Origin of the sequence: Pseudomonas sp. UBA5706 (assembly GCF_002419965.1) — a bacterium.
Taxonomy (GTDB): Bacteria; Pseudomonadota; Gammaproteobacteria; order Pseudomonadales; family Pseudomonadaceae; genus Aquipseudomonas.
The window spans coordinates 162,770-181,194 of sequence record NZ_DIHC01000046.1; the positions used below are offsets into that span (position 1 = coordinate 162,770).

The following is an 18,425-nucleotide window of genomic DNA, read 5'->3' on the forward strand; positions in this document are numbered from 1 at the left end:
GTAAACCCGCTGGATGGGCGGTTGGAGCGCACGCCTAGCGCTGTTTCTGGTTGAAATCCGGGTGCGCCGCCGCCAGCAATTCCCGCGTGTAGGGATGCTGGGGCGAGTCGAACACATCGTGGCTCGCCCCGCGCTCGACGACCTTGCCGTCCTTGACCACGATCAGGTCATGGGCGAGAGCCCTGACCACTGCCAGGTCATGACTGATGAACAGATACGTCAGCCCGTGCTTCTCCTGCAACTGACGCAACAGCGCCACTACCTGTTTTTGTACGGTTCGGTCCAGTGCGGAGGTGGGTTCGTCGAGCAGCATCAAGGCCGGTTTGAGCACCAGGGCGCGAGCGATGGCGATGCGCTGCCGTTGCCCGCCGGAAAACTCATGGGGATAGCGATGCCGGCTCGACGGATCGATGCCCACTTCCTCCAGTACGCGAATCACTTCGATTTCGCAGCGCACCTTGTCCAGGTCGCTGTGCACTTCCAGCCCCTCGCTGATGATCTGTGCCACCGACATGCGCGGGCTGAGGCTGCCGTAGGGGTCCTGAAACACCACCTGCATCTGCTTGCGCCAGGGCCGCATCTGCTTCTGATTCAGGCTGTCGATGGCCTGGCCCTTGAAGCGGATACTGCCACGCGAGTCCAGCAAACGCAGGATGGCCTGACCCAGTGTCGATTTTCCCGAGCCGGACTCGCCGACGATGCCCAGTGTCTTGCCGCGCTCGATGCTTAGGCTGATGTCATCGACGGCCTTGAGGTACTCCTGATGGCGATTGAAAATGCCGCCGCCCAGCGAGAACCATACGCGCAAATCCTCAACCTCAAGAACCTTCTCACGGGTGTCTCGGGGCAAGGGCTCGCCAGCCGGTTCAGCATCCAGCAGCAGGCGGCTGTAAGGGTGTTGCGGTTGTCTGAACAGGGTCTGGCAATCGGACTGCTCGACGATCTCCCCGGCGCGCATCACACAGACCTTCTGCGCAATGCTGTGCACCAGGTTAAGGTCATGGCTGATTAGCAACAGTGACATGTTCAAACGCTGCTGCAGTTCCTTGAGCAGAAACAGGATCTTGCGCTGCACCGTGACGTCGAGCGCGGTGGTCGGTTCGTCGGCGATCAGCAGCTCCGGCTCGCAGGCCAGCGCCATGGCGATCATCACTCGCTGACGCTGGCCGCCGGAGAGTTCATGGGGGTAAGCCTTCAAGCGCTTTGCCGGGTGCTGGATACCGACCAGTTCCAGCAGTTCGACAATGCGTGCCTGTGCAGCCTTGCCACCCAATCCCTTGTGCAGCAACAAGGTTTCACCGATCTGCCGGGATACGGTATGCAGCGGGTTAAGCGAGGTCATCGGCTCTTGAAAGATCATCCCAATCTGGTTGCCACGAATGCGCTGCATCCGCTTGCCGGCGGCTCCCAACAGTTCCTGTCCGCGATAGCGAATGCTGCCGGTACTCAGCGTATCGGCCTGCGGCAGCAGTTGCAGGATCGAGTGCGCCGTCACCGATTTGCCGGACCCTGACTCACCCACCAGCGCCAGGCATTCACCGGCCGGAATATCCAGGCTGACGTGCCTGACCACGGTTTGGCCGCTGAACGCCACCGACAGGTCACGGATTTCAATCAGATTTTCGGACATGTCAGGACCTCGGGTCGAAGGCGTCACGCAACGCCTCGCCAATGAACACCAGTAGCGAGAGAATCAGCGCCAGGGTGAAGAACGCCGTGAAACCCAGCCAGGGCGCTTGCAGATTCTGCTTGCCCTGGCCAATCAGTTCGCCCAGCGACGCGCTGCCAGCGGGCATGCCGAAGCCCAGGAAATCCAGCGCGGTGAGAGTGGAGATGGCACCGGTGAGGATGAATGGCAGGTAGCTCAAGGTTGCATTCATCGCGTTGGGCAGGATATGGCGCAGGATCACCTTGCGATCATCCAGGCCCAATGCCCGCGCGGCCTTGACGTACTCCAGATTGCGTCCGCGCAGAAACTCGGCCCGCACCACATCCACCAGGGCCAGCCATGAGAACAGCGCCATGATGCCCAGCAGCCACCAGAAGTTGGGCTCGACGAACCCCGAGAGAATGATCAACAGGTACAGCACCGGCAGCCCTGACCAAACCTCCAGCAGGCGTTGCCCGATCAGGTCGACCCAGCCGCCGTAATAGCCCTGCAAGGCACCGGCAGCGATGCCGATCAGGGCGCTGAGCAGCGTCAAGGCCAGGGCGAACAGGATCGATACCCGCGCGCCGAAGATTACCCGCGCCAGCACGTCGCGGGCCTGATCGTCGGTGCCCAGCCAGTTGGTCGCCGAGGGCGGGCTTGGTGCAGGCTTGTTTAAATCGTAGTTGGGGGTGTCGTCGCTGAAGGGGATCGGCGGGAACAGCATCCAGCCGTCACCTTTGCTGATCAGTTGGCGCACATAATCGCTGCGGTAATCGGGCTGGAACGGCAACTGGCCGCCAAATTCCTGCTCGGTGTGCCGTATGAAGGCGGGAAAGTACAACTGGTGCTGATAGCTGAGCACCAGCGGCTTGTCGTTGGCGATCAGTTCACCGCACAGGCTGATGGCGAACAGCGCGCAGAACAGCCAAAGCGACCACCAGCCGCGGCGGTTGTTGCGAAAGCGCTCGAAACGGCGGCGCGCCACCGGAGACAGTCTGCGCATCAGGCATTCCTCGCGCTGAAGTCGATTCGGGGATCGACGAGGGTGTAGCAGATGTCCCCGACCAGTTTTATCAGCAGCCCGAACAGGGTGAAGATGAACAGCGAACCAAACACCACCGGATAATCACGTGATACCGCCGCTTCATAACTCATGCGCCCCAGGCCATCGAGGGAGAAGATGACTTCGATCATCAGCGAGCCGGCGAAGAACACGCTGATGAATGCCTGGGGAATGCCGGCCACCACCAGCAGCATTGCGTTGCGGAAAACGTGACCGTAAAGCACGCGGCGCTCGCTCAGGCCTTTAGCGCGGGCCGTGACTACGTACTGGCGGGTAACCTCGTTGAGAAAGGAGTTCTTGGTGAGGATGGTGAGCGTCGCAAAGCCTCCGATCACCAAGGACGCGACTGGCAGGACCAGGTGCCAGAAATAGTCGGCGATCTTGCCCAGTGTGGTCATCTGGTCGAAGTTTTCCGAGACCAGCCCGCGCACGGGGAACCAACTTAGCGAAGTGCCTCCGGCGAACAGCACCACCAACAGCATGGCAAACAGGAAGGCCGGCATGGCATAGCCAATGATGATTGCCGTGCTGCTCCAGATATCGAAATGGCTGCCATGTTTGACCGCCTTGCGAATACCCAACGGGATCGATACCAGATAGGTGATCAGCGTTGCCCACAGGCCAAGGGAGATGGACACCGGCATCTTCTGCATAATCAGGTCGGTGACCTTGGCGCCGCGGAAGAAGCTGTTGCCGAAATCCAGGCTGGCGTAATTCTTGAGCATCAGCCACAGGCGTTCGTGCAGTGGCTTGTCGAATCCGTACTGATGCTCGATTTCCTTGATTAGTTTGGGGTCCAGTCCGCGACTGGCGCGGGACTGGCCAGTATTCATGGTTTCAGTGTGACCGGCGCCGATTGTGCCGCCGGCGACCCCTTGCAGTTTGGCGATGGCCTGTTCGACCGGGCCCCCAGGCGCTGCCTGCACGATGAAGAAGTTCACCAACAGAATGCACAGCAGCGTGGGGATGATCAGCAGCAGACGCCTGGACAGGTAACCGAGCATTAGTGCACCTCCGCAGCAATGGCTGAGGCGCCTCTTTGCTGGGCGAATTGTTCAGTGGTCAATGCCTGTGGGCTGATCTCCCACCAGGTATCGATCGCTTCACTGTTACTGGCCTGTACCTTGGGGATGCCGAAGCGATTCCACCAGACCGTCGAGGAGCCAGGCGGGTAATAGTTGGGAATCCAGTAGAAGCCCCATTGCAGCACGCGGTCCAGGGCGTGGGCGTAGTCGATCATGGCGGGTTTGCTGTCGGCCTTGGCCAAGCCGTCGATCAGGCTATCGACCGCAGGGTCACGCAGCACCATGTAGTTGCTCGAACCCGAGTCGGCGGCCACTTTTGAACCGAAGTTGTTGTACAGCTCCAGCCCCGGCGAGGTCGAGACGCCGTAGCCGGTGACGATCATGTCGTAGTCACGGGCCATGACCCGGTTCAAATACTGAGCCGAGTCGATGCGACGGATTTCGAAGTCGATGCCGATTTGCGCCAGATTGCGTTTGTATGGCAGCAGGATCTTCTCGAACCCGCTCTGACCGTTGAGGAAGGTAAAACTCAGTGGTTCGCCGGCGGCATTGACCAGTCTGTCCTCCTTGGGCATCCACCCGGCCTCTTCGAGCAGCGCCAGGGCTTGCAACTGTTTATCGCGAATGAAGCCGCTAGCGTCGGTCCTCGGTGTCTGGAACACCGTGGTGAACACTTCAGGCGGAACCTGGCCACGCAACGGCTCCAGCACCTTGAGCTCGGAGGCGGTTGGCAGTTGCGTAGCGGCCAGCTCGCTGTTGGAGAAGTAGCTGTTCTGGCGAACGTAGACGTTGCGCATCATCTGTTTGTTGGTCCACTCGAAATCCCAGAGCATGGCCAGCGCCTGGCGCACGCGGCGATCCTGGAATTTGGGCCGGTCGAGGTTAAAGATGAAACCTTGGGAGCTTTGCACGGCGCCCTTGGCCAGGTGCGCGCGCTGCAAGCGGCCTTCGTTCAGCGCCGGGCTGTCATAGCCAATGGAATAACCGGTGGCCGAGTATTCGCGGTTGTAGTCATAACCGCCGCCGCGCAGCACCTGGCGGGCGACGTCGATATCGCCAAAGTATTCCACGCTGAAGTGATCGAAGTTGTAAAAACCCCGGTTCACTGGCAAGTCCCTGGCCCACCAGTGCGGGTCACGCTCGAACGTGATGCTGCGCCCCGGATCGACCTTGCTGATGCGATAAGGGCCGCTGCCCACGGGAATCTCGAACCCGCCGCCGTTGGCGAAGTCCTTGTCTTTCCAATAGTGCTCGGGAAACACCGGTAAAGAGGCCAGGTCCAGCGGCAATGTGCGGCTTTCGCTGCTTTTGAAATCGAAACGGATTTGCGTCGGTGACTCGACTTCAACGCTTTGTACGTCCGCGAACGCCGTGCGATACGACAGGCTGCCCTGGGTCATCAACAGGTTATAGGTGAAACGCACGTCCTGGGCAGTGATCGGGGTATCGTCGGAGAACCGCGCCTTGGGATCGAGAAAGAAGCGCAGTGACAGACCGTCGGCGCTGCGTTCCATCTTTTCGGCAATCAGGCCGTATACGGTGTAGGGCTCATCCAGTGACTTGACTGCCAGCGGCGAGTAAAGCAGGCCGTTGACTTGGGACACACCGGTGCCCTTGTCCAGGTACGGCATGATGTGGTCGTACTGACCGATTTCCTGTGCGGAACGACGCATGCTGCCGCCCTTTGGGGCGTCTGGATTGACGTAATCGAAGTGCTTGAAATTTTCCGGATAGCGGGGCGCTTCGCCATAGACGGTCAAGGCGTATTGAGGGGCAGCGGACAGGGATTGAAAACCTGAGACAAGGACCAGTGTTGCAATGATCAGCGATGAAAAAACAAAACGCATTACACGAATCCTGACTGACGTTGTAGCGCAACATCAGGGTTGAAGGTCATGAACGGGCAATGGCGGCCGGTCCTGTCTGTTTATTATTCGTTACCTCCGGTGGCAAGGTACCGTAACGCCGTGACTTTGTAACCACACCGCGCCTGTGGTAAATGGCTTCTTGCATTGATCCTGATGAGGGCAGGTGTTCAAGTACCGGCTAGCCCCTGGAGCCTGACGGGACCAAGCAATTTCTCTGCCGCAATCGATTGCACGGCGATGTGCTGCACTGCACATGCAAACGGCCCGCTTTTTAAGGGCGGGCCGTTTGAGCCAAGTATTGGGCGGGATCAGTCCTGACGGCTGGTCACTTCCAGCAGGTGATAACCGAACTGGGTTTTCACCGGGCCTTGAACGACATTTACCGGGGCGCTGAACACCACGGTATCGAATTCCTTGACCATCTGTCCTGGGCCAAACGAGCCAAGATCGCCGCCCTGGCGGCTGGAAGGGCAACTGGAATTGGACTTTGCGACTTCGGCAAAATCAGCGCCGCCTTCAATCTGAGCTTTGAGTTCGTTGCATTTCTCTTCGCTGCTGACAAGGATGTGGCGCGCGGTGGCTTTAGCCATTTTGGAGTACTCCTGTGAAAAAAAAGAAAGAGCCTAACGGAATAAGGGACGCTTTTGTCGGGAAAAGTTCCGGCGCGCGGGCTAATTGGTCTGGTCCGTCGGTCACTACAGGCCTTTTCTGGACAACAGGCCTGCATGCTCGACGTAAAGCTTTACCGGATCTATGTCGTTGCGTACCACGCCAGCCGTTTGATTCACCGCATCGACGTGATCCAGAGGGTAATCGGAGCGAATGACTTTACCCAGGTGTGAGCTGTAACGTCCGACAAGACCATCATTCTGAGCGGCTTCCCGCGTGAAAAGCCGCGCGTACCCGCGCAGAGCCAAGTGTAGAGAGTCCAGCGCATTCTGCCTTTCGCTGCACAGCGAACCCTGGATGCAGCCGCTCCAGGAGTAATAGTGCACACCGTCCACCCGCTCCGGCCCTTCGCCGCCCCACTTTTCGGGCAGGGCTTGAGGATAGCTGCGATTGAATCGAGCGACGCCTGCGGTCGTCAGCGCGTCCAGTGCGCGCAGCGGGTCTCGTGGTAATTCAGGGTGGCCGCCGAGCAGGGCCATGAACCGTGCAAAGCCGCTAACGATTCTTGCTGCGTATCTTTCGGGCATTGCACCCGGCGTGAAAGCTTCTCTGACCCGATCGGCCACCTCGGACCCATGGTTCGGACCGCTGACCGACGTCACGGAAGCAACCCGGTCCGGGCGAACAGCCGCAGCGTATCGTGAGCTCAGCGCCCCTTGGCTGTGCCCGATGAGGTTAACCTTGAGGTAGCCAGGGCGCTTTAGAAAGCGCTTGATCTGCTCCAGCAGTTGCTCGCCGCGAGTCTCGTTGTCGTGCACCCCCGATAGCAGCGGCACGTGGACGCGGCACCCGGCTTTCTCCAGCGCTTGGACGATCCCGTGAAACATGGCGAACGTGCCGATACGATCAAAACCCAAAAGGCCGTGCACCAGCAGGATCGGATATTTGGTGGTGACATGCGCGTCTTCTTTCATAGCAATCCCTCGCTTGATCTGAGCGGGCGAGATTACCCAATGTGATGAGGTCATTCCGGGAAGGGAGGGCGCGGTTAATGGGGCGGCAGGGCATCTGTTACAAAGCGTCGATATCGAGCCAGTGCTCGGTTTTCAGGGGCTGGCCGTTGAGCAGGACAAAGTTGGCGACGGATCTGAGGGGCAGTTGCTTGATGTCCTACGGCTTTAATCTGCAAGTCAAGAAGGGCGCGCTGTCATCAGCGACAAGGGCTTGGGAAGCGGGCTGCACGAGCACGAGCCGCTTCCCATCGCGTGCTTATCTGTAGCGCAGGTTGTCAACCGCCTCACGCAGCAGGCGCTCGGTTGCGTCCCAGCTCAGGCAGCCATCGGTGACTGAAACCCCGTAGCGCAGGGAATCGCTCAAGGGCTGACAGCCTTCGAATAGATGGCTTTCCAGCATCATGCCGATCAAGGTCTTGTCGCCGGCCAGACGCTGCTGCAGCACATCATTGAACACGTGGGGCTGGCGCAACGGGTCTTTGCCACTGTTGGCGTGACTGCAGTCAACCATGATGCGCGCGGCAATGCGGTTTTTGTCCAGGCTGGCGTTGACTTTGGCCACGCTGTTTCGGTCGTGGTTGGGTCCGCTTTGTCCGCCGCGTAGCACGATATGGGTGTCCGGGTTGCCTTGGGTTTGCATGATAGAAGGATGACCATGTCTATCAAGTCCGAAGTGCCGATGAGGGTGGGCGGCCGATCGAATCGCATCGCAAGCCACCGATATGCCGCCGTCGGTGCCGTTCTTGAAGCCGACTGGCATCTGCAAACCACTGGCCATTTCCCGGTGGATTTGCGACTCGGTGGTCCGCGCGCCAATGGCGACCCAGCTCAACAGGTCGTCGAAATAACCGGCCGCCATTGGCTGCAACAACTCGGTTGCAATCGGCAGCCCGAGGGTAATCATTTCGCGCATCAGGTGCCGCGAAAGGCTCAAGCCCGCAGCCATGTCGTCGCTGCCGTTCAACTGGGGATCGTACGCCAGGCCTTTCCAGCCCACCGTGGTGCGAGGTTTTTCCACGTAAGCGCGCATTACCAGCAGCATCTGGTCGCTGACTTCATTGGCGAGACGGGCCAGGCGCGCGGCGTATTCAAGCGCAGATTGCGGATCATGGATGGAGCAGGGACCGACGATGACCAGCAGGCGGGAGTCTTCACCGTTAAGAATGGCGCGCACCGATTGGCGATGGGCTGCCACTTGCGCGATGAGCGCGGCGTCGAGCGGCATCTGGTTTTTCAGCGTCAGTGTGCTCGGCAAGCGTTGCGGGGCAGGGTGGCTTTCCAGCAGGGTTACACGGGTGGACGGCAGGTCGGACAGGTTTTTTGCAACGACGGACGAATTCATGATCAGGGCTTCCTGGTCGGCGGGCGATTCCCGCTCGGACCTACTGGGGTGTTCGACAATGTGTCGCAAGGGCTTTGCGCGTGGGTTTGCCACCTGTCAGTGACCGATCGGAGGCGGCAGGCTGTCCCGAGCGGAGGTTGCTAAATCGCCATGCAAAGTCGATGTCGTTGCGGTAGCCAGTGCAGTAGTTCATGTCGTGTTTCCTCGATTCGAAGCGTTAGTCGGTTTTAAGCAGCCCAAAAAACAAAACCCCCGGTCGGGGAGCCGACCGGGGGTAGAGTTATCTCTGGTTGGCGTCCCGTGATTGATGGGCGCCGGTGGGGTATCAGGCGCGCCAGTGGCTAAACCAATACCCATAAAAATAAGATGCCGGAGACGAAATGCATGCTGTATCTCGCGCAGCCATGCCCGTCACCTGAAGCGAGGCGTCGGCGGTGCGCTGAAGCTGTTGAGGGCGGGAAGGCAGCATGATGGGCTCCGTTGAATGTCGGTGAGCATACTTCAGCGCTGGCCGGTTATTCAATTGGAAATTTCAATCACTGTGACCGGTAGCCCTTTCGTAGACATCCGCAGACGGCCCCGCTGGCAGGCTGGTAACCTTCGGCACAGCGGTAGATATTGCGCTAAGTTTGGTATGAATAAATGCGCGAGGGCACGGGTGATCAGGAGGATCTGCAATGCACGTTAGCGAAAAACCGGATGCGGCGGTGTTTGCCGTTGCCCAATCCGGCTCGGTGGCAGGGGACATTGAAACTAACATACAGCGTCATCTGCGCTTCATGGAACTGGCGTCGTCCCAGGGGGCAGACTTGCTGATGTTTCCAGAACTGTCATTGACCGGCTATGAGCCCGCCCTGGCACGTGAACTGGCGCTTCGGACGGATGACCCTCGGCTGCAGCCCATGCGGGATCTGGCGCGCGAGCTGAAGTTGGTCACGTTGGTGGGCGCGCCAGTCCGTTCGGCAATAGCGGGCGAGGTCTTGATTGCCTCGCTCGTGTTCCAGGCCGGGGGCGAACTCGCGCTGTATTACAAGCAGCACTTGCACAACGGTGAAAACACAGTGTTTAGCGCGGGAGACGGGGGCGCGCCGATCGATCTCTCGAGCGAACGCCTAGGGCTGGCGATCTGTGCCGATTTCACTCAAGCCGCCCATGCACGAAACGCCGCCGAGGCGGGCGCGACGATTTACGCCGCAAGCGTGCTGATCTCGTGCGGCGGCTATGTGCATGACGCCGCTCTGCTCAGCGGTCATGCGCGAGCGCACCGTATGGCCGTGCTGATGGCCAACCACGCAGGTATCACCGGAGGCTGGACATCTGGCGGGCGCAGTGCGCTTTGGAACGAAAACGGCGAGCGGGTTGCCGAAATTCCCGGCGCCGAGGAAGGATTGCTCTTCGCGCAACGTGCCGGCGATGGCTGGAAGGCAACCACTCTTGAGGTCGAAATCTGAATGGCATCGCCAGGCGACATGCAAGACAACATCCTCCGACTGCTGCCGGCGACCAATGAGGACTTGGCCTTTGCCCGGGAGTTGACCCGCGTCAACATGCGCGACTATTACCTTCGTTACGGTTTTGTGTGGCAACCCGAAGCCTTCGACGCCGAGTGGCCCAAGCGTGAAAGTTATCGGGTGGAGCGGGCAGGCACGGTAATCGGCTTTCTCGGGTTGACCATCGAAGGCAGTTATTTGTATGTACGGGATGTGCAACTGATTGAAGCGTACCGGGGCGCAGGCGTGGGGCGATGGATCATGACCTGCGTTGCAGAGATGGCCAGCAACAGGGGTTGTGCAAGCGTGCGGCTGAAGGTATTCAAGAGCAACCCGGCCGCTCAGCTGTATCTCAGGCTTGGCTATCTTAAGGTGCGGGAAGAACCTGCGTTGTTCTGGATGGAGCGTGCCGTAGACCAGTGACAGTAACGGCCGAGTCATTGTCGTTTACCGCAAAAGCCGGTATGCCAGTAGATGCCTGGCTAGTCAACGTGTCGATGTTCGCCTATTAACTTGCCTGCTCACTCGCGCGAATCGGTCAAGTCATCGGGTTCCGGCGCCGAGGGTGTCGGTATCACGCCTATTTTCATGCCCAGCAGCACCGCCACTTTATGTGATTCGCCGCGGCGCCCTTTTTTTCGACCGGAAAGAATCTGATACGTCGTGGCCGCGTCTACGCTGTTCTCCCGAGCAAACTCTTGAACAGATTTGCCCTGCTGTTCCAGCCAGGCCTTGGCTTGTGCTGCGGTGCGTATTCCGGGCATAGTTCAAAACCGTTCAAGTTTGTTCAATTAATCAGGATTCTACCATTCGTAAGGATGGAGTCAATAAGGTTACGCATTCAAATGAGTGGAATTGGTGCCCGACTAAGGCAAGAACGTGAGCGCTTGGGTTTGTCGCAGCGCGCGTTTGGAGAAATCGGTGGTGTTGAGCCCAATGCGCAAGGCAAGTACGAAAGCGGTGATCGCACCCCCAAAGCCGACTATCTTGCGGCTGTTGCAGACAAGGGTGTGGATGTGTTGTACGTCTTGACCGGTTCGCATACTCCGGCGCCTCTCGAGAACCTCAGTGAGGTAGAAGAATGGGTACTTGGAAGCTATAGGACACTGGTAAAGGAAGACCAGGACGCCATTCTTCGGCTGACAACCACGCTGGCGGAATATAAGGCTTCGTGTGCGGTGGAGAAGAAGTTTGGCTCGGGGGCAGAGTGATTTTTCACTGGCGGCTGCAGCTCATACGAGTGAAGATTTTTTGCAAGTCTCATGGTCGATGATGATAGTTTGTCGGTATCGTTACAGGTCTTTTGTCATGGCCAATCGAACATTGCTTCGTGCTAGGTCGTGTATTTTCTTTTGTTATGGTGACGAGCAGTCGTCATGAATTGCTCCGTGAGGTGTCTGCTTGATTAGGGTGCTGGTTGTCGATGACCATGATCTGGTTCGGACAGGTATCACACGCATGCTTGCCGACATCGATGGTCTGCAGGTAGTCGGACAGGCCGAGTCGGGCGAGGAGGCATTGAAGAAGGCCCGCGAGCTCAAGCCCGATGTGGTGCTCATGGACGTCAAGATGCCTGGCATCGGCGGCCTTGAGGCCACGCGTAAACTGATACGCAGCCATCCGGATATGAAGGTGGTTGCGGTTACGGTGTGTGAAGAGGATCCGTTTCCTACCCGGCTACTGCAGGCCGGCGCCGCAGGCTACCTGACCAAGGGCGCGGGCCTGACCGAAATGGTTCAGGCCATTCGCTTGGTGTTCGCCGGCCAGCGTTACATCAGCCCGCAAATCGCCCAGCAGCTCGCACTCAAGTCCTTCCAGCCGCAAACCAGCAATTCCCCATTCGATCTTTTGTCGGAGCGGGAAATCCAGATCGCGCTGATGATCGTGGGTTGCCAAAAGGTGCAAACCATCTCTGACAAGCTCTGCCTTTCCCCGAAAACCGTGAATACCTACCGCTACCGTATCTTCGAGAAGCTTTCGATCGGCAGTGACGTGGAGCTTGCTTTGCTGGCCGTACGTCACGGCATGGTCGATGCCAGCGCCTGAAATGACCCAACCGTTCGATCCTAGCGCCTTTCTTGCCACCTGCAGCGGCCGCCCCGGTGTCTATCGCATGTTCGATACCGAGGGCCGGCTTCTATACGTGGGCAAGGCCAAGAACCTGAAAAAGCGCCTCGCCAGCTATTTCCGCAAAACCGGTCATGCGCCGAAAACGGGCGCACTGGTGGCGCGTATCTCTCAGATTGAAACCACCATTACCGCCAACGAAACCGAAGCGTTGTTGCTGGAACAGACGTTGATCAAGGAATCACGCCCGCCTTACAACATCCTGCTGCGCGACGACAAATCCTATCCCTATGTGCACTTGTCCGATGGCGAATTTCCACGGCTGAGCATCCACCGCGGCGCCAAGAAGGCCAAGGGCCGTTACTTCGGACCATACCCGAGCGCGGGGGCGATACGTGAAAGTTTGAGCATTCTGCAAAAAACCTTCCACGTGCGTCAGTGTGAAGACAGTTTCTATAAGAACCGGACGCGGCCGTGCCTGCAATATCAGATCAAGCGCTGCAAGGCGCCCTGTGTCGGTTTTGTCGAACCACAGGTCTATGCCGAAGATGTGCGTCACTCGGTGATGTTTCTGGAGGGGCGCAGCAATGCCCTCACCGATGAGTTGAACATGCTCATGGAGAAGGCAGCCATGACCCTCAATTTCGAACAGGCTGCCGAGTTGCGTGACCAGATTGGCTTATTGCGTCGGGTTCAGGATCAGCAAAGCATGGAAAGCGGCAGTGGCGACGTCGATGTCGTCGCAGCCTTCGTCAACCCGGGCGGTGCGTGCGTGCATTTGATCAGCGTGCGGGGCGGGCGGGTGCTGGGCAGCAAAAATTTCTTTCCTCAAGTGGGTATCGAGGAAGAGGTTGGCGAAGTCATGTCGGCGTTTCTGGCGCAGTATTTTCTGGGCGGTGGCGAGCGCGAGTTACCCAGCGAAGTGATCGTCAACGTGGTCAATGAAGACTTCCCTGCGCTGATCGAGGCCATCGATGCCTCCCGGGGCAAGGAAATGACCATCAGCCATCGGGTACGCGGAACCCGGGCCCGTTGGCAGCAACTGGCAGTGACCAACGCCGAGCAGGCGTTGGCCGCGCGCCTGGCTAACCGACAGCACGTTGCCGCGCGATTCGAGGCGCTGGCCGAGGTACTGAAACTGGATGAGCCACCGCAGCGGCTGGAATGTTACGACATCAGCCATTCCAGCGGCGAAGCGACGGTGGCGTCCTGCGTGGTATTCGGCCCTGAAGGCCCGATCAAATCCGATTACCGGCGCTACAACATTGAGGGGGTGACGGCGGGAGACGACTACGCCGCGATGCACCAGGCGTTGACCCGACGCTTCAGTAAAATCAAGGACGGCGAGGGCAAGCTGCCGGACATCCTGCTGGTCGATGGTGGCAAGGGGCAGTTGAACATGGCTCGGGATGTCATGAATGAGCTGGCCGTGCCGGACCTGATCCTGCTGGGCGTTGCCAAAGGCACCACGCGCAAGGCCGGTTTCGAGACGTTGTACCTTAATGACGCCGCTCATGAGTTCACGCTGCGCGGCGACTCGCCCGCGCTGCATCTGATCCAGCAGATTCGCGACGAAGCTCACCGTTTCGCCATTACCGGCCACCGTGCACGCCGAGGCAAAACACGGCGCACATCGACCCTGGAAGGCGTGGCTGGCGTTGGGCCGACACGGCGCCGGGACCTGCTCAAACACTTCGGTGGACTGCAGGAATTGTCCCGCGCGAGCATCGAAGAAATAGCCAAGGCACCCGGAATCAGTAAAAAGCTCGCAGAGTCGATTTATGCGAGCCTGCACAGCGAGTAGAATGCCTGTTCACCTCGTAGCCAGTTGTGCCGATGAATATCCCTAATTTGATCACCGTATTACGTGTCCTGCTGATTCCGATCTTCATCCTGTTGTTTTATTTGCCGTATTACTGGAGCTACATGGCTGCCAGTTCGGTATTTGCCCTCGCGGCTGCTACCGACTGGTTGGACGGTTATCTAGCCCGCCGCCTTGAGCAAAGCACGCCGTTTGGTGCGTTTCTCGATCCGGTTGCCGATAAATTGATGGTCGCCGTCGCTCTGGTGCTGCTGGTGCAGGCCCACGCCAATTTCTGGCTCACCTTGCCAGCTGCGGTCATCATCGGTCGTGAGATCGTGATTTCGGCATTGCGTGAATGGATGGCCGAACTGGGCGCACGCGCTCAGGTGGCGGTGTCGAACCTGGGCAAATGGAAAACGGCAGCGCAGATGCTCGCGCTTGTGATTTTGCTTGGCAACCCGCCAGCGTTCACTTTCTGGGTTGTGCTGGGCTATGTTCTGCTGATGGTGGCGGCGGGGCTGACGCTGTGGTCCATGGTGCAATACCTCAGAGCGGCCTGGCCGCACTTGCGTACCACCACCGAAGAAAAATAAGTTTTTTAAATCAAGGGCTTGACGGCATCATTTGAATCTATAGAATGGCGCCCACACCAAGCGGGAATAGCTCAGTTGGTAGAGCACGACCTTGCCAAGGTCGGGGTCGCGAGTTCGAGTCTCGTTTCCCGCTCCAAATATTGCGCTGTAGAGTTCTAATGAATTCTATAAGCGAATGAAATCAGGACCTTCGGGTCCTTTTTTCGTTCTCACGGGAACCACTGAAATCCAGCATTATTCGGTGCGTTCAAGTCAAGGATTGAGTCCAGAACCCTCAAGCGGACTGGATCGGTTTGTTGCTGGAGCAGTTTGCGCAACGAGATGAGCATCAGCGCTTAGGGATCCGTTGCGAACCACCAGGCGTGAGGCGAAATCGATGATCAGCGCGATAGGATCGTCAGCACGACCCGCCAGCCGTGGCAGGGTGGCGCCCAGCAGATCGATACCTGCGGGTGCTGCGCCATTTACCGGAATCAGGCCCGGTTCCAGAAGCAACGTCTGACCGGCTTCAGGGGAGGAGCCGGGTTTGTCGATTGCGCGGAAACCGGACACGGGATCCCAGGCGATGGCTTGGGTGTAGCCAGCATCGAGCAGGGCATTACAGAGGTTTTGTTGATGCTCTGCGCAGTCACCGTACCGGGCCCCGCTTCACTGGCCTGCAGGTCGCGGATGTTACCTGACAGGACGAATTGGCTCTTCAGCGGCAAGAAGCGGAGCAGATCTCGTAGCCAACGTGGGCTTTCAAATATGGCAATCCCTGACATGTTTCAGCTCGTAACGTCGGGGGCTCCAGAAGCTCGCTCGGATCTGGGCCTTGATGCGAACTGCAAAGGCTTCCGGGGCCACCACTTAGCCGAAACGCAGGCCGCTGGCCAGACTCTTGGACACGCTAGCGACGTAAACCGTGCGCTCGGGGGGGCCAGGGCCACCAGTGCTGGCGGCGTCTCGCCAGCCAGGAACGCGTACGCGGCGTCTTCGATGAGCAGATAATCGTGGCATCTTGCGATATCTACCAGTTGCTCTCTCTGGGTGGCCGTCAGCACCCAACCCAAGGGGTTATGCAGCGTCGGCATGGTATAGATCGCACGAATCCGGTGGCCACGGCACAACGCATCAAGCGCATCCAGATCGGGGCCATTGGATAAAACAGGAATGGCTTTCAGGGTCAACGCCTGGACGTGTGCAAGCATCTTGAAGCCTGGATAAGTCAGGGCATCAGTGGCGACTATGTCATGCGGCCGTAGCAGCGTACGTGTGGCAATTCCCAACCTTGCTGGGCTCCGCCGACCAGGAAGATGCGCTGTGCTTGCGCCTGGATGCCCCGTTCCTTTGCCAGGAAATCCGCAACGATCTGCCGCTCATGACGGCGTCCTCCAGGAGGCGGTTGGTGCATGAGTGCGGGCAGATCGCCGGCCCCCGCCAGGTCGCGCAGCATATCGGCCTGCGCTGGCCAGGTTGGGTGGTCAAAAGACAAGTCCACAGCGCCAGCGCTCAAACGAGCTTCGTCGCCGCAGTCACACTCGCGCTGCTGTGGTCGTTCGCGCACGAAGGTACTGTGCCCGGCTTCACCGACGACCAGCCCTTGGGATTTGAGCTGTGCATAGCGCTATCCAATGGCGATTTCGCAATTGCTGGGGTTGCGCATTGTTGCTATCGCTTAAGCCATGGCTGTTCTTGAACTGGACGCAGACGCTGTGCGCCATGGCAACCAGCAGGGCACCGTTCACGGCGGGCTGCTTTGCGAATTGGCAGATGCCGCCATCGGCACAGCGCATTCCACGCTGATACAACAAGACGAGAGCTTCACCAGTATCGACTTGAAGGCGACATTTCTGCGTCCGGTCTGGCAATACCGGTTGCGCGCGCATGCCTGGACGGCGCGCCGCGGACAGACAATCAACCATTATCGGTGCGATATCCAGCGCGAGGGCGGCAAATTGGTGGCCAGCATTGAAAGCGCCGTGATGACGCTGCGTGGTGATCATGCGAGGGAGCGATAAGTGCGCTCGCTCCTGTGCTTTCACCCCTCAGCGATGGGCTACCGATTGGCCAGGCGTTGACTGTCCCTTTCTCACGTGGGTCGCCGTCTCTCGCTGGCTGCTTCAACTCTAAACGCCCGTATGCCTATGTGTTCCCGAGCCACGCTGCGGAACGGGGTTAATATTCGATTTTCCATATATTCAAAACTGCGTATATTCGATGTCCCATATGTTGATGGCTCATTCGCCATTGCATCGAGCTCTGTATAAAGGCACGACTGCAACCGAATCACGTCCAAACCGGGTTATTGAAATGCTGACTGCCGTACTGATCTTTATCGCCACCATCGCGCTGGTCATCTGGCAACCCAGGGGGCTCGGGGTAGGGTGGAGTGCAATGCTGGGTGCGATCGTGGCGTTGTTGGCAGGCGTCGTTACGCTTGCAGATATACCACAGGTCTGGCGCATCGTCTGGAATGCCACCGGGACTTTCATCGCGGTGATCATCATCAGTCTACTGCTTGATGAAGCCGGATTCTTCAAGTGGGCTGCGTTGCATGTCGCTCGGTGGGGGGCGGGAAGCACACGTAAGCTCTTCGCATTTTTCGTATTGCTGGGTGCGGTGGTGTCGGCGCTGTTCGCCAATGACGGAGCGGCGCTGATTCTCACGCCTATCGTGATCGCGATGTTGCTGGCATTGCGTTTTTCTCCCGCGGCAACGCTGGCTTTTGTCATGGCAGCCAGTTTTATCGCCGATACGGCGAGCTTGCCGTTAGTGGTCTCCAACCTGGTCAATATCGTTTCTGCCGACTACTTCCACATTGGCTTCAACGAATATGCCTGGATCATGGTCCCCGTAAACATCGTCAGCGTGGTAGTGACATTAAGCATGCTGCTATGGTTTTTTCGCAAAGACCTGCCCAGCACCTATGACCTCGATCATCTGGACAGTCCGGCCGAGGCCATTCACGACCGTGCCACCTTCGTAGCCCGGTGGTGGGTATTAGCGCTGCTCTTGATCGGCTTCTTCGTCATCGAGCCATTGGGTGTGCCGATCAGCGCTATCGCGGCGTCTTGTGCGTTTGTCCTCTATGTCATCGCTGCTCGTGGCGATGCGATCGACACCGGCAAGGTGCTCAAAGGGGCGCCATGGCAAGTGGTGATTTTTTCCCTGGGAATGTATCTGGTTGTCTACGGCCTGAAGAACGCTGGCTTGACTGACCTCATTGCGCAGATCCTAAACGTGTTCGCAGGTTACGGCGTATGGGGCGCATCCCTGGGTACGGGGTTACTGACAGCGTTGCTGTCTTCGATCATGAACAACATGCCCACCGTCCTGGTGGGTGCGTTGTCCATTCATGCCGCCGAAGTGGATGGCGTCGTTCAGCAAGCGATGGTGTACGCCAACCTCATCGGCTGTGACCTGGGTCCGAAGATCACGCCCATTGGGAGCCTGGCCACGCTGTTATGGCTGCATGTACTCGCCAGCAAGGACATCAAGATCAGTTGGGGCTACTACTTCAGGACCGGCATCCTGCTGACCCTGCCCATCCTCGTCGCCACCTTGTCCGCCCTGGCGGCGCGCCTGAGCTTGGGCTCGCTTTGAAAAACCATCGAGCCTGTGCCTGCCTGGCGCCCCTGTAGGAGTCTAGCCGGTGGATGCGGATGTTCACCATCCCAAACCAATCTTCGGTGGCCAAGGCGTTTATAGAGTTCGACGAGCCAGGGCGGATGAAACCGTCTTCACACGACGACGCCTGGTGGATGTGATGCAAGAGCTCATGAAGTTCACCCTGCTATTGCGCGATCGCCTGGACTACCTGGTTGATCGATACCGCGAGCGTAAAGAATCCGCCAAAGAACTGTCCAGGCGCGTCAATCAGCGCGCCATTTAACGCCACCGCGAGGAAACTGCACGAGC

18 protein-coding genes, 1 tRNA gene and 2 pseudogenes are annotated in these 18,425 nt (G+C 58.6%); 11 read left to right on the forward strand and 10 right to left on the reverse strand.

The genetic code is table 11. The features are described 5' to 3' along the window. Nucleotides 1-34: 34 nt before the first annotated feature. The 7 genes from B3I26_RS23950 to B3I26_RS23980 form a co-directional block, all read right to left on the reverse strand. Complete coding sequence (locus B3I26_RS23950) at nucleotides 35-1,630, reverse strand: ABC transporter ATP-binding protein (RefSeq protein ID WP_296261353.1); 1,596 nt, start codon at nucleotides 1,628-1,630, stop codon at nucleotides 35-37. 1 nt (nucleotide 1,631) lies between these two features. Continuing rightward, complete coding sequence (locus B3I26_RS23955; RefSeq protein WP_296261355.1) at nucleotides 1,632-2,654, reverse strand: ABC transporter permease; 1,023 nt, start codon at nucleotides 2,652-2,654, stop codon at nucleotides 1,632-1,634. After that, nucleotides 2,654-3,718 carry a microcin C ABC transporter permease YejB gene (locus tag B3I26_RS23960; RefSeq protein WP_296261356.1) on the reverse strand — a complete coding sequence of 355 codons (1,065 nt, stop codon included), beginning with the start codon at nucleotides 3,716-3,718 and terminating at the stop codon, nucleotides 2,654-2,656. The genes B3I26_RS23955 and B3I26_RS23960 overlap by 1 nt, the downstream gene beginning before the upstream one ends. Further along, nucleotides 3,718-5,586: an extracellular solute-binding protein gene (locus tag B3I26_RS23965; protein WP_296261358.1), complete on the reverse strand. Its 1,869-nt coding sequence runs from the start codon at nucleotides 5,584-5,586 to the stop codon at nucleotides 3,718-3,720. The genes B3I26_RS23960 and B3I26_RS23965 overlap by 1 nt, the downstream gene beginning before the upstream one ends. Before the next feature lie 329 nt (nucleotides 5,587-5,915). Beyond that, nucleotides 5,916-6,197, reverse strand: a complete 282-nt coding sequence (locus tag B3I26_RS23970; protein WP_027898593.1) for a peptidylprolyl isomerase — start codon at nucleotides 6,195-6,197, stop codon at nucleotides 5,916-5,918. A gap of 105 nt (nucleotides 6,198-6,302) precedes the next feature. Then, nucleotides 6,303-7,190, reverse strand: a complete 888-nt coding sequence (locus B3I26_RS23975) for an esterase/lipase family protein (protein WP_296261367.1) — start codon at nucleotides 7,188-7,190, stop codon at nucleotides 6,303-6,305. Between the two features lie 295 nt (nucleotides 7,191-7,485). Further along, nucleotides 7,486-8,571 (reverse strand): 3-deoxy-7-phosphoheptulonate synthase, encoded by a 1,086-nt coding sequence (locus B3I26_RS23980; RefSeq protein ID WP_296261369.1) that lies wholly within the window; start codon nucleotides 8,569-8,571, stop codon nucleotides 7,486-7,488. Nucleotides 8,572-9,248: 677 nt separating this feature from the next. Here B3I26_RS23980 and B3I26_RS23985 point away from each other — a divergent pair. Next, nucleotides 9,249-10,022 carry a carbon-nitrogen hydrolase family protein gene (locus B3I26_RS23985; protein WP_296261370.1) on the forward strand — a complete coding sequence of 258 codons (774 nt, stop codon included), beginning with the start codon at nucleotides 9,249-9,251 and terminating at the stop codon, nucleotides 10,020-10,022. Continuing rightward, entirely contained in the window at nucleotides 10,023-10,484 is a 462-nt protein-coding gene (locus tag B3I26_RS23990) for a GNAT family N-acetyltransferase (RefSeq protein ID WP_296261371.1), read from the forward strand. A gap of 98 nt (nucleotides 10,485-10,582) precedes the next feature. On the opposite strand, the gene B3I26_RS23995 is transcribed toward B3I26_RS23990, so the two are convergent. Further along, a complete protein-coding gene (locus B3I26_RS23995) occupies nucleotides 10,583-10,825 on the reverse strand; it encodes a DNA-binding protein (RefSeq protein WP_296261372.1) in 243 nt (80 codons plus the stop codon). An 81-nt stretch (nucleotides 10,826-10,906) separates the two neighbouring features. On the opposite strand from B3I26_RS23995, the gene B3I26_RS24000 reads away from it, so the two are divergent. The 5 genes from B3I26_RS24000 (at nucleotide 10,907) to B3I26_RS24020 (ending at nucleotide 14,661) form a co-directional block, all read left to right on the forward strand. Next, on the forward strand, nucleotides 10,907-11,272 hold the full coding sequence (locus B3I26_RS24000) for a helix-turn-helix domain-containing protein (RefSeq protein WP_296261374.1): 366 nt from the start codon (nucleotides 10,907-10,909) through the stop codon (nucleotides 11,270-11,272). A 190-nt stretch (nucleotides 11,273-11,462) separates the two neighbouring features. After that, complete coding sequence (gene gacA, locus B3I26_RS24005) at nucleotides 11,463-12,107, forward strand: response regulator transcription factor GacA (RefSeq protein ID WP_296261376.1); 645 nt, start codon at nucleotides 11,463-11,465, stop codon at nucleotides 12,105-12,107. A 1-nt stretch (nucleotide 12,108) separates the two neighbouring features. Then, entirely contained in the window at nucleotides 12,109-13,932 is a 1,824-nt protein-coding gene (gene uvrC, locus B3I26_RS24010; RefSeq protein ID WP_296261411.1) for an excinuclease ABC subunit UvrC, read from the forward strand. A gap of 32 nt (nucleotides 13,933-13,964) precedes the next feature. Next, nucleotides 13,965-14,525 carry a CDP-diacylglycerol--glycerol-3-phosphate 3-phosphatidyltransferase gene (gene pgsA, locus B3I26_RS24015; RefSeq protein ID WP_296261377.1) on the forward strand — a complete coding sequence of 187 codons (561 nt, stop codon included), beginning with the start codon at nucleotides 13,965-13,967 and terminating at the stop codon, nucleotides 14,523-14,525. Between the two features lie 60 nt (nucleotides 14,526-14,585). Then, nucleotides 14,586-14,661, forward strand: a tRNA-Gly gene (locus tag B3I26_RS24020). 143 nt (nucleotides 14,662-14,804) lie between these two features. Here B3I26_RS24020 and B3I26_RS24025 read toward each other — a convergent pair. Both B3I26_RS24025 and B3I26_RS29005 read right to left on the reverse strand, forming a co-directional pair. Beyond that, nucleotides 14,805-15,289: pseudogene (locus tag B3I26_RS24025) on the reverse strand (ATP-dependent Clp protease ATP-binding subunit); the annotation flags it as partial. 3 nt (nucleotides 15,290-15,292) lie between these two features. Next, entirely contained in the window at nucleotides 15,293-15,793 is a 501-nt protein-coding gene (locus tag B3I26_RS29005) for an aminotransferase class I/II-fold pyridoxal phosphate-dependent enzyme (protein ID WP_409522025.1), read from the reverse strand. A gap of 2 nt (nucleotides 15,794-15,795) precedes the next feature. On the opposite strand from B3I26_RS29005, the gene B3I26_RS24030 reads away from it, so the two are divergent. The 4 genes and pseudogenes from B3I26_RS24030 to B3I26_RS24045 form a co-directional block, all read left to right on the forward strand. Further along, entirely contained in the window at nucleotides 15,796-16,203 is a 408-nt protein-coding gene (locus tag B3I26_RS24030; RefSeq protein WP_296261378.1) for a hypothetical protein, read from the forward strand. Nucleotides 16,204-16,219: 16 nt separating this feature from the next. Further along, nucleotides 16,220-16,525 carry a PaaI family thioesterase gene (locus tag B3I26_RS24035; protein ID WP_296261380.1) on the forward strand — a complete coding sequence of 102 codons (306 nt, stop codon included), beginning with the start codon at nucleotides 16,220-16,222 and terminating at the stop codon, nucleotides 16,523-16,525. A gap of 292 nt (nucleotides 16,526-16,817) precedes the next feature. Beyond that, nucleotides 16,818-18,110 (forward strand): arsenic transporter, encoded by a 1,293-nt coding sequence (locus B3I26_RS24040; RefSeq protein WP_296261381.1) that lies wholly within the window; start codon nucleotides 16,818-16,820, stop codon nucleotides 18,108-18,110. A 47-nt stretch (nucleotides 18,111-18,157) separates the two neighbouring features. Continuing rightward, nucleotides 18,158-18,399: pseudogene (locus tag B3I26_RS24045) on the forward strand (arsenical resistance protein ArsH); the annotation flags it as partial. Between the last annotated feature and the right edge of the window lie 26 nt (nucleotides 18,400-18,425).

Bases quoted from the DNA above. Each gene is read 5' to 3' on its own strand.
- B3I26_RS23950 (WP_296261353.1), bottom strand. From the start codon at position 1,630: ATGTCCGAAAATCTGATTGAAATCCGTGACCTGTCGGTGGCGTTCAGC.
- B3I26_RS23955 (WP_296261355.1), bottom strand. From the start codon at position 2,654: ATGCGCAGACTGTCTCCGGTGGCGCGCCGCCGTTTCGAGCGCTTTCGC.
- B3I26_RS23960 (WP_296261356.1), bottom strand. From the start codon at position 3,718: ATGCTCGGTTACCTGTCCAGGCGTCTGCTGCTGATCATCCCCACGCTG.
- B3I26_RS23965 (WP_296261358.1), bottom strand. From the start codon at position 5,586: ATGCGTTTTGTTTTTTCATCGCTGATCATTGCAACACTGGTCCTTGTC.
- B3I26_RS23970 (WP_027898593.1), bottom strand. From the start codon at position 6,197: ATGGCTAAAGCCACCGCGCGCCACATCCTTGTCAGCAGCGAAGAGAAA.
- B3I26_RS23975 (WP_296261367.1), bottom strand. From the start codon at position 7,190: ATGAAAGAAGACGCGCATGTCACCACCAAATATCCGATCCTGCTGGTG.
- B3I26_RS23980 (WP_296261369.1), bottom strand. From the start codon at position 8,571: ATGAATTCGTCCGTCGTTGCAAAAAACCTGTCCGACCTGCCGTCCACC.
- B3I26_RS23985 (WP_296261370.1), top strand. From the start codon at position 9,249: ATGCACGTTAGCGAAAAACCGGATGCGGCGGTGTTTGCCGTTGCCCAA.
- B3I26_RS23990 (WP_296261371.1), top strand. From the start codon at position 10,023: ATGGCATCGCCAGGCGACATGCAAGACAACATCCTCCGACTGCTGCCG.
- B3I26_RS23995 (WP_296261372.1), bottom strand. From the start codon at position 10,825: ATGCCCGGAATACGCACCGCAGCACAAGCCAAGGCCTGGCTGGAACAG.
- B3I26_RS24000 (WP_296261374.1), top strand. From the start codon at position 10,907: ATGAGTGGAATTGGTGCCCGACTAAGGCAAGAACGTGAGCGCTTGGGT.
- uvrC (WP_296261411.1), top strand. From the start codon at position 12,109: ATGACCCAACCGTTCGATCCTAGCGCCTTTCTTGCCACCTGCAGCGGC.
- pgsA (WP_296261377.1), top strand. From the start codon at position 13,965: ATGAATATCCCTAATTTGATCACCGTATTACGTGTCCTGCTGATTCCG.
- B3I26_RS24040 (WP_296261381.1), top strand. From the start codon at position 16,818: ATGCTGACTGCCGTACTGATCTTTATCGCCACCATCGCGCTGGTCATC.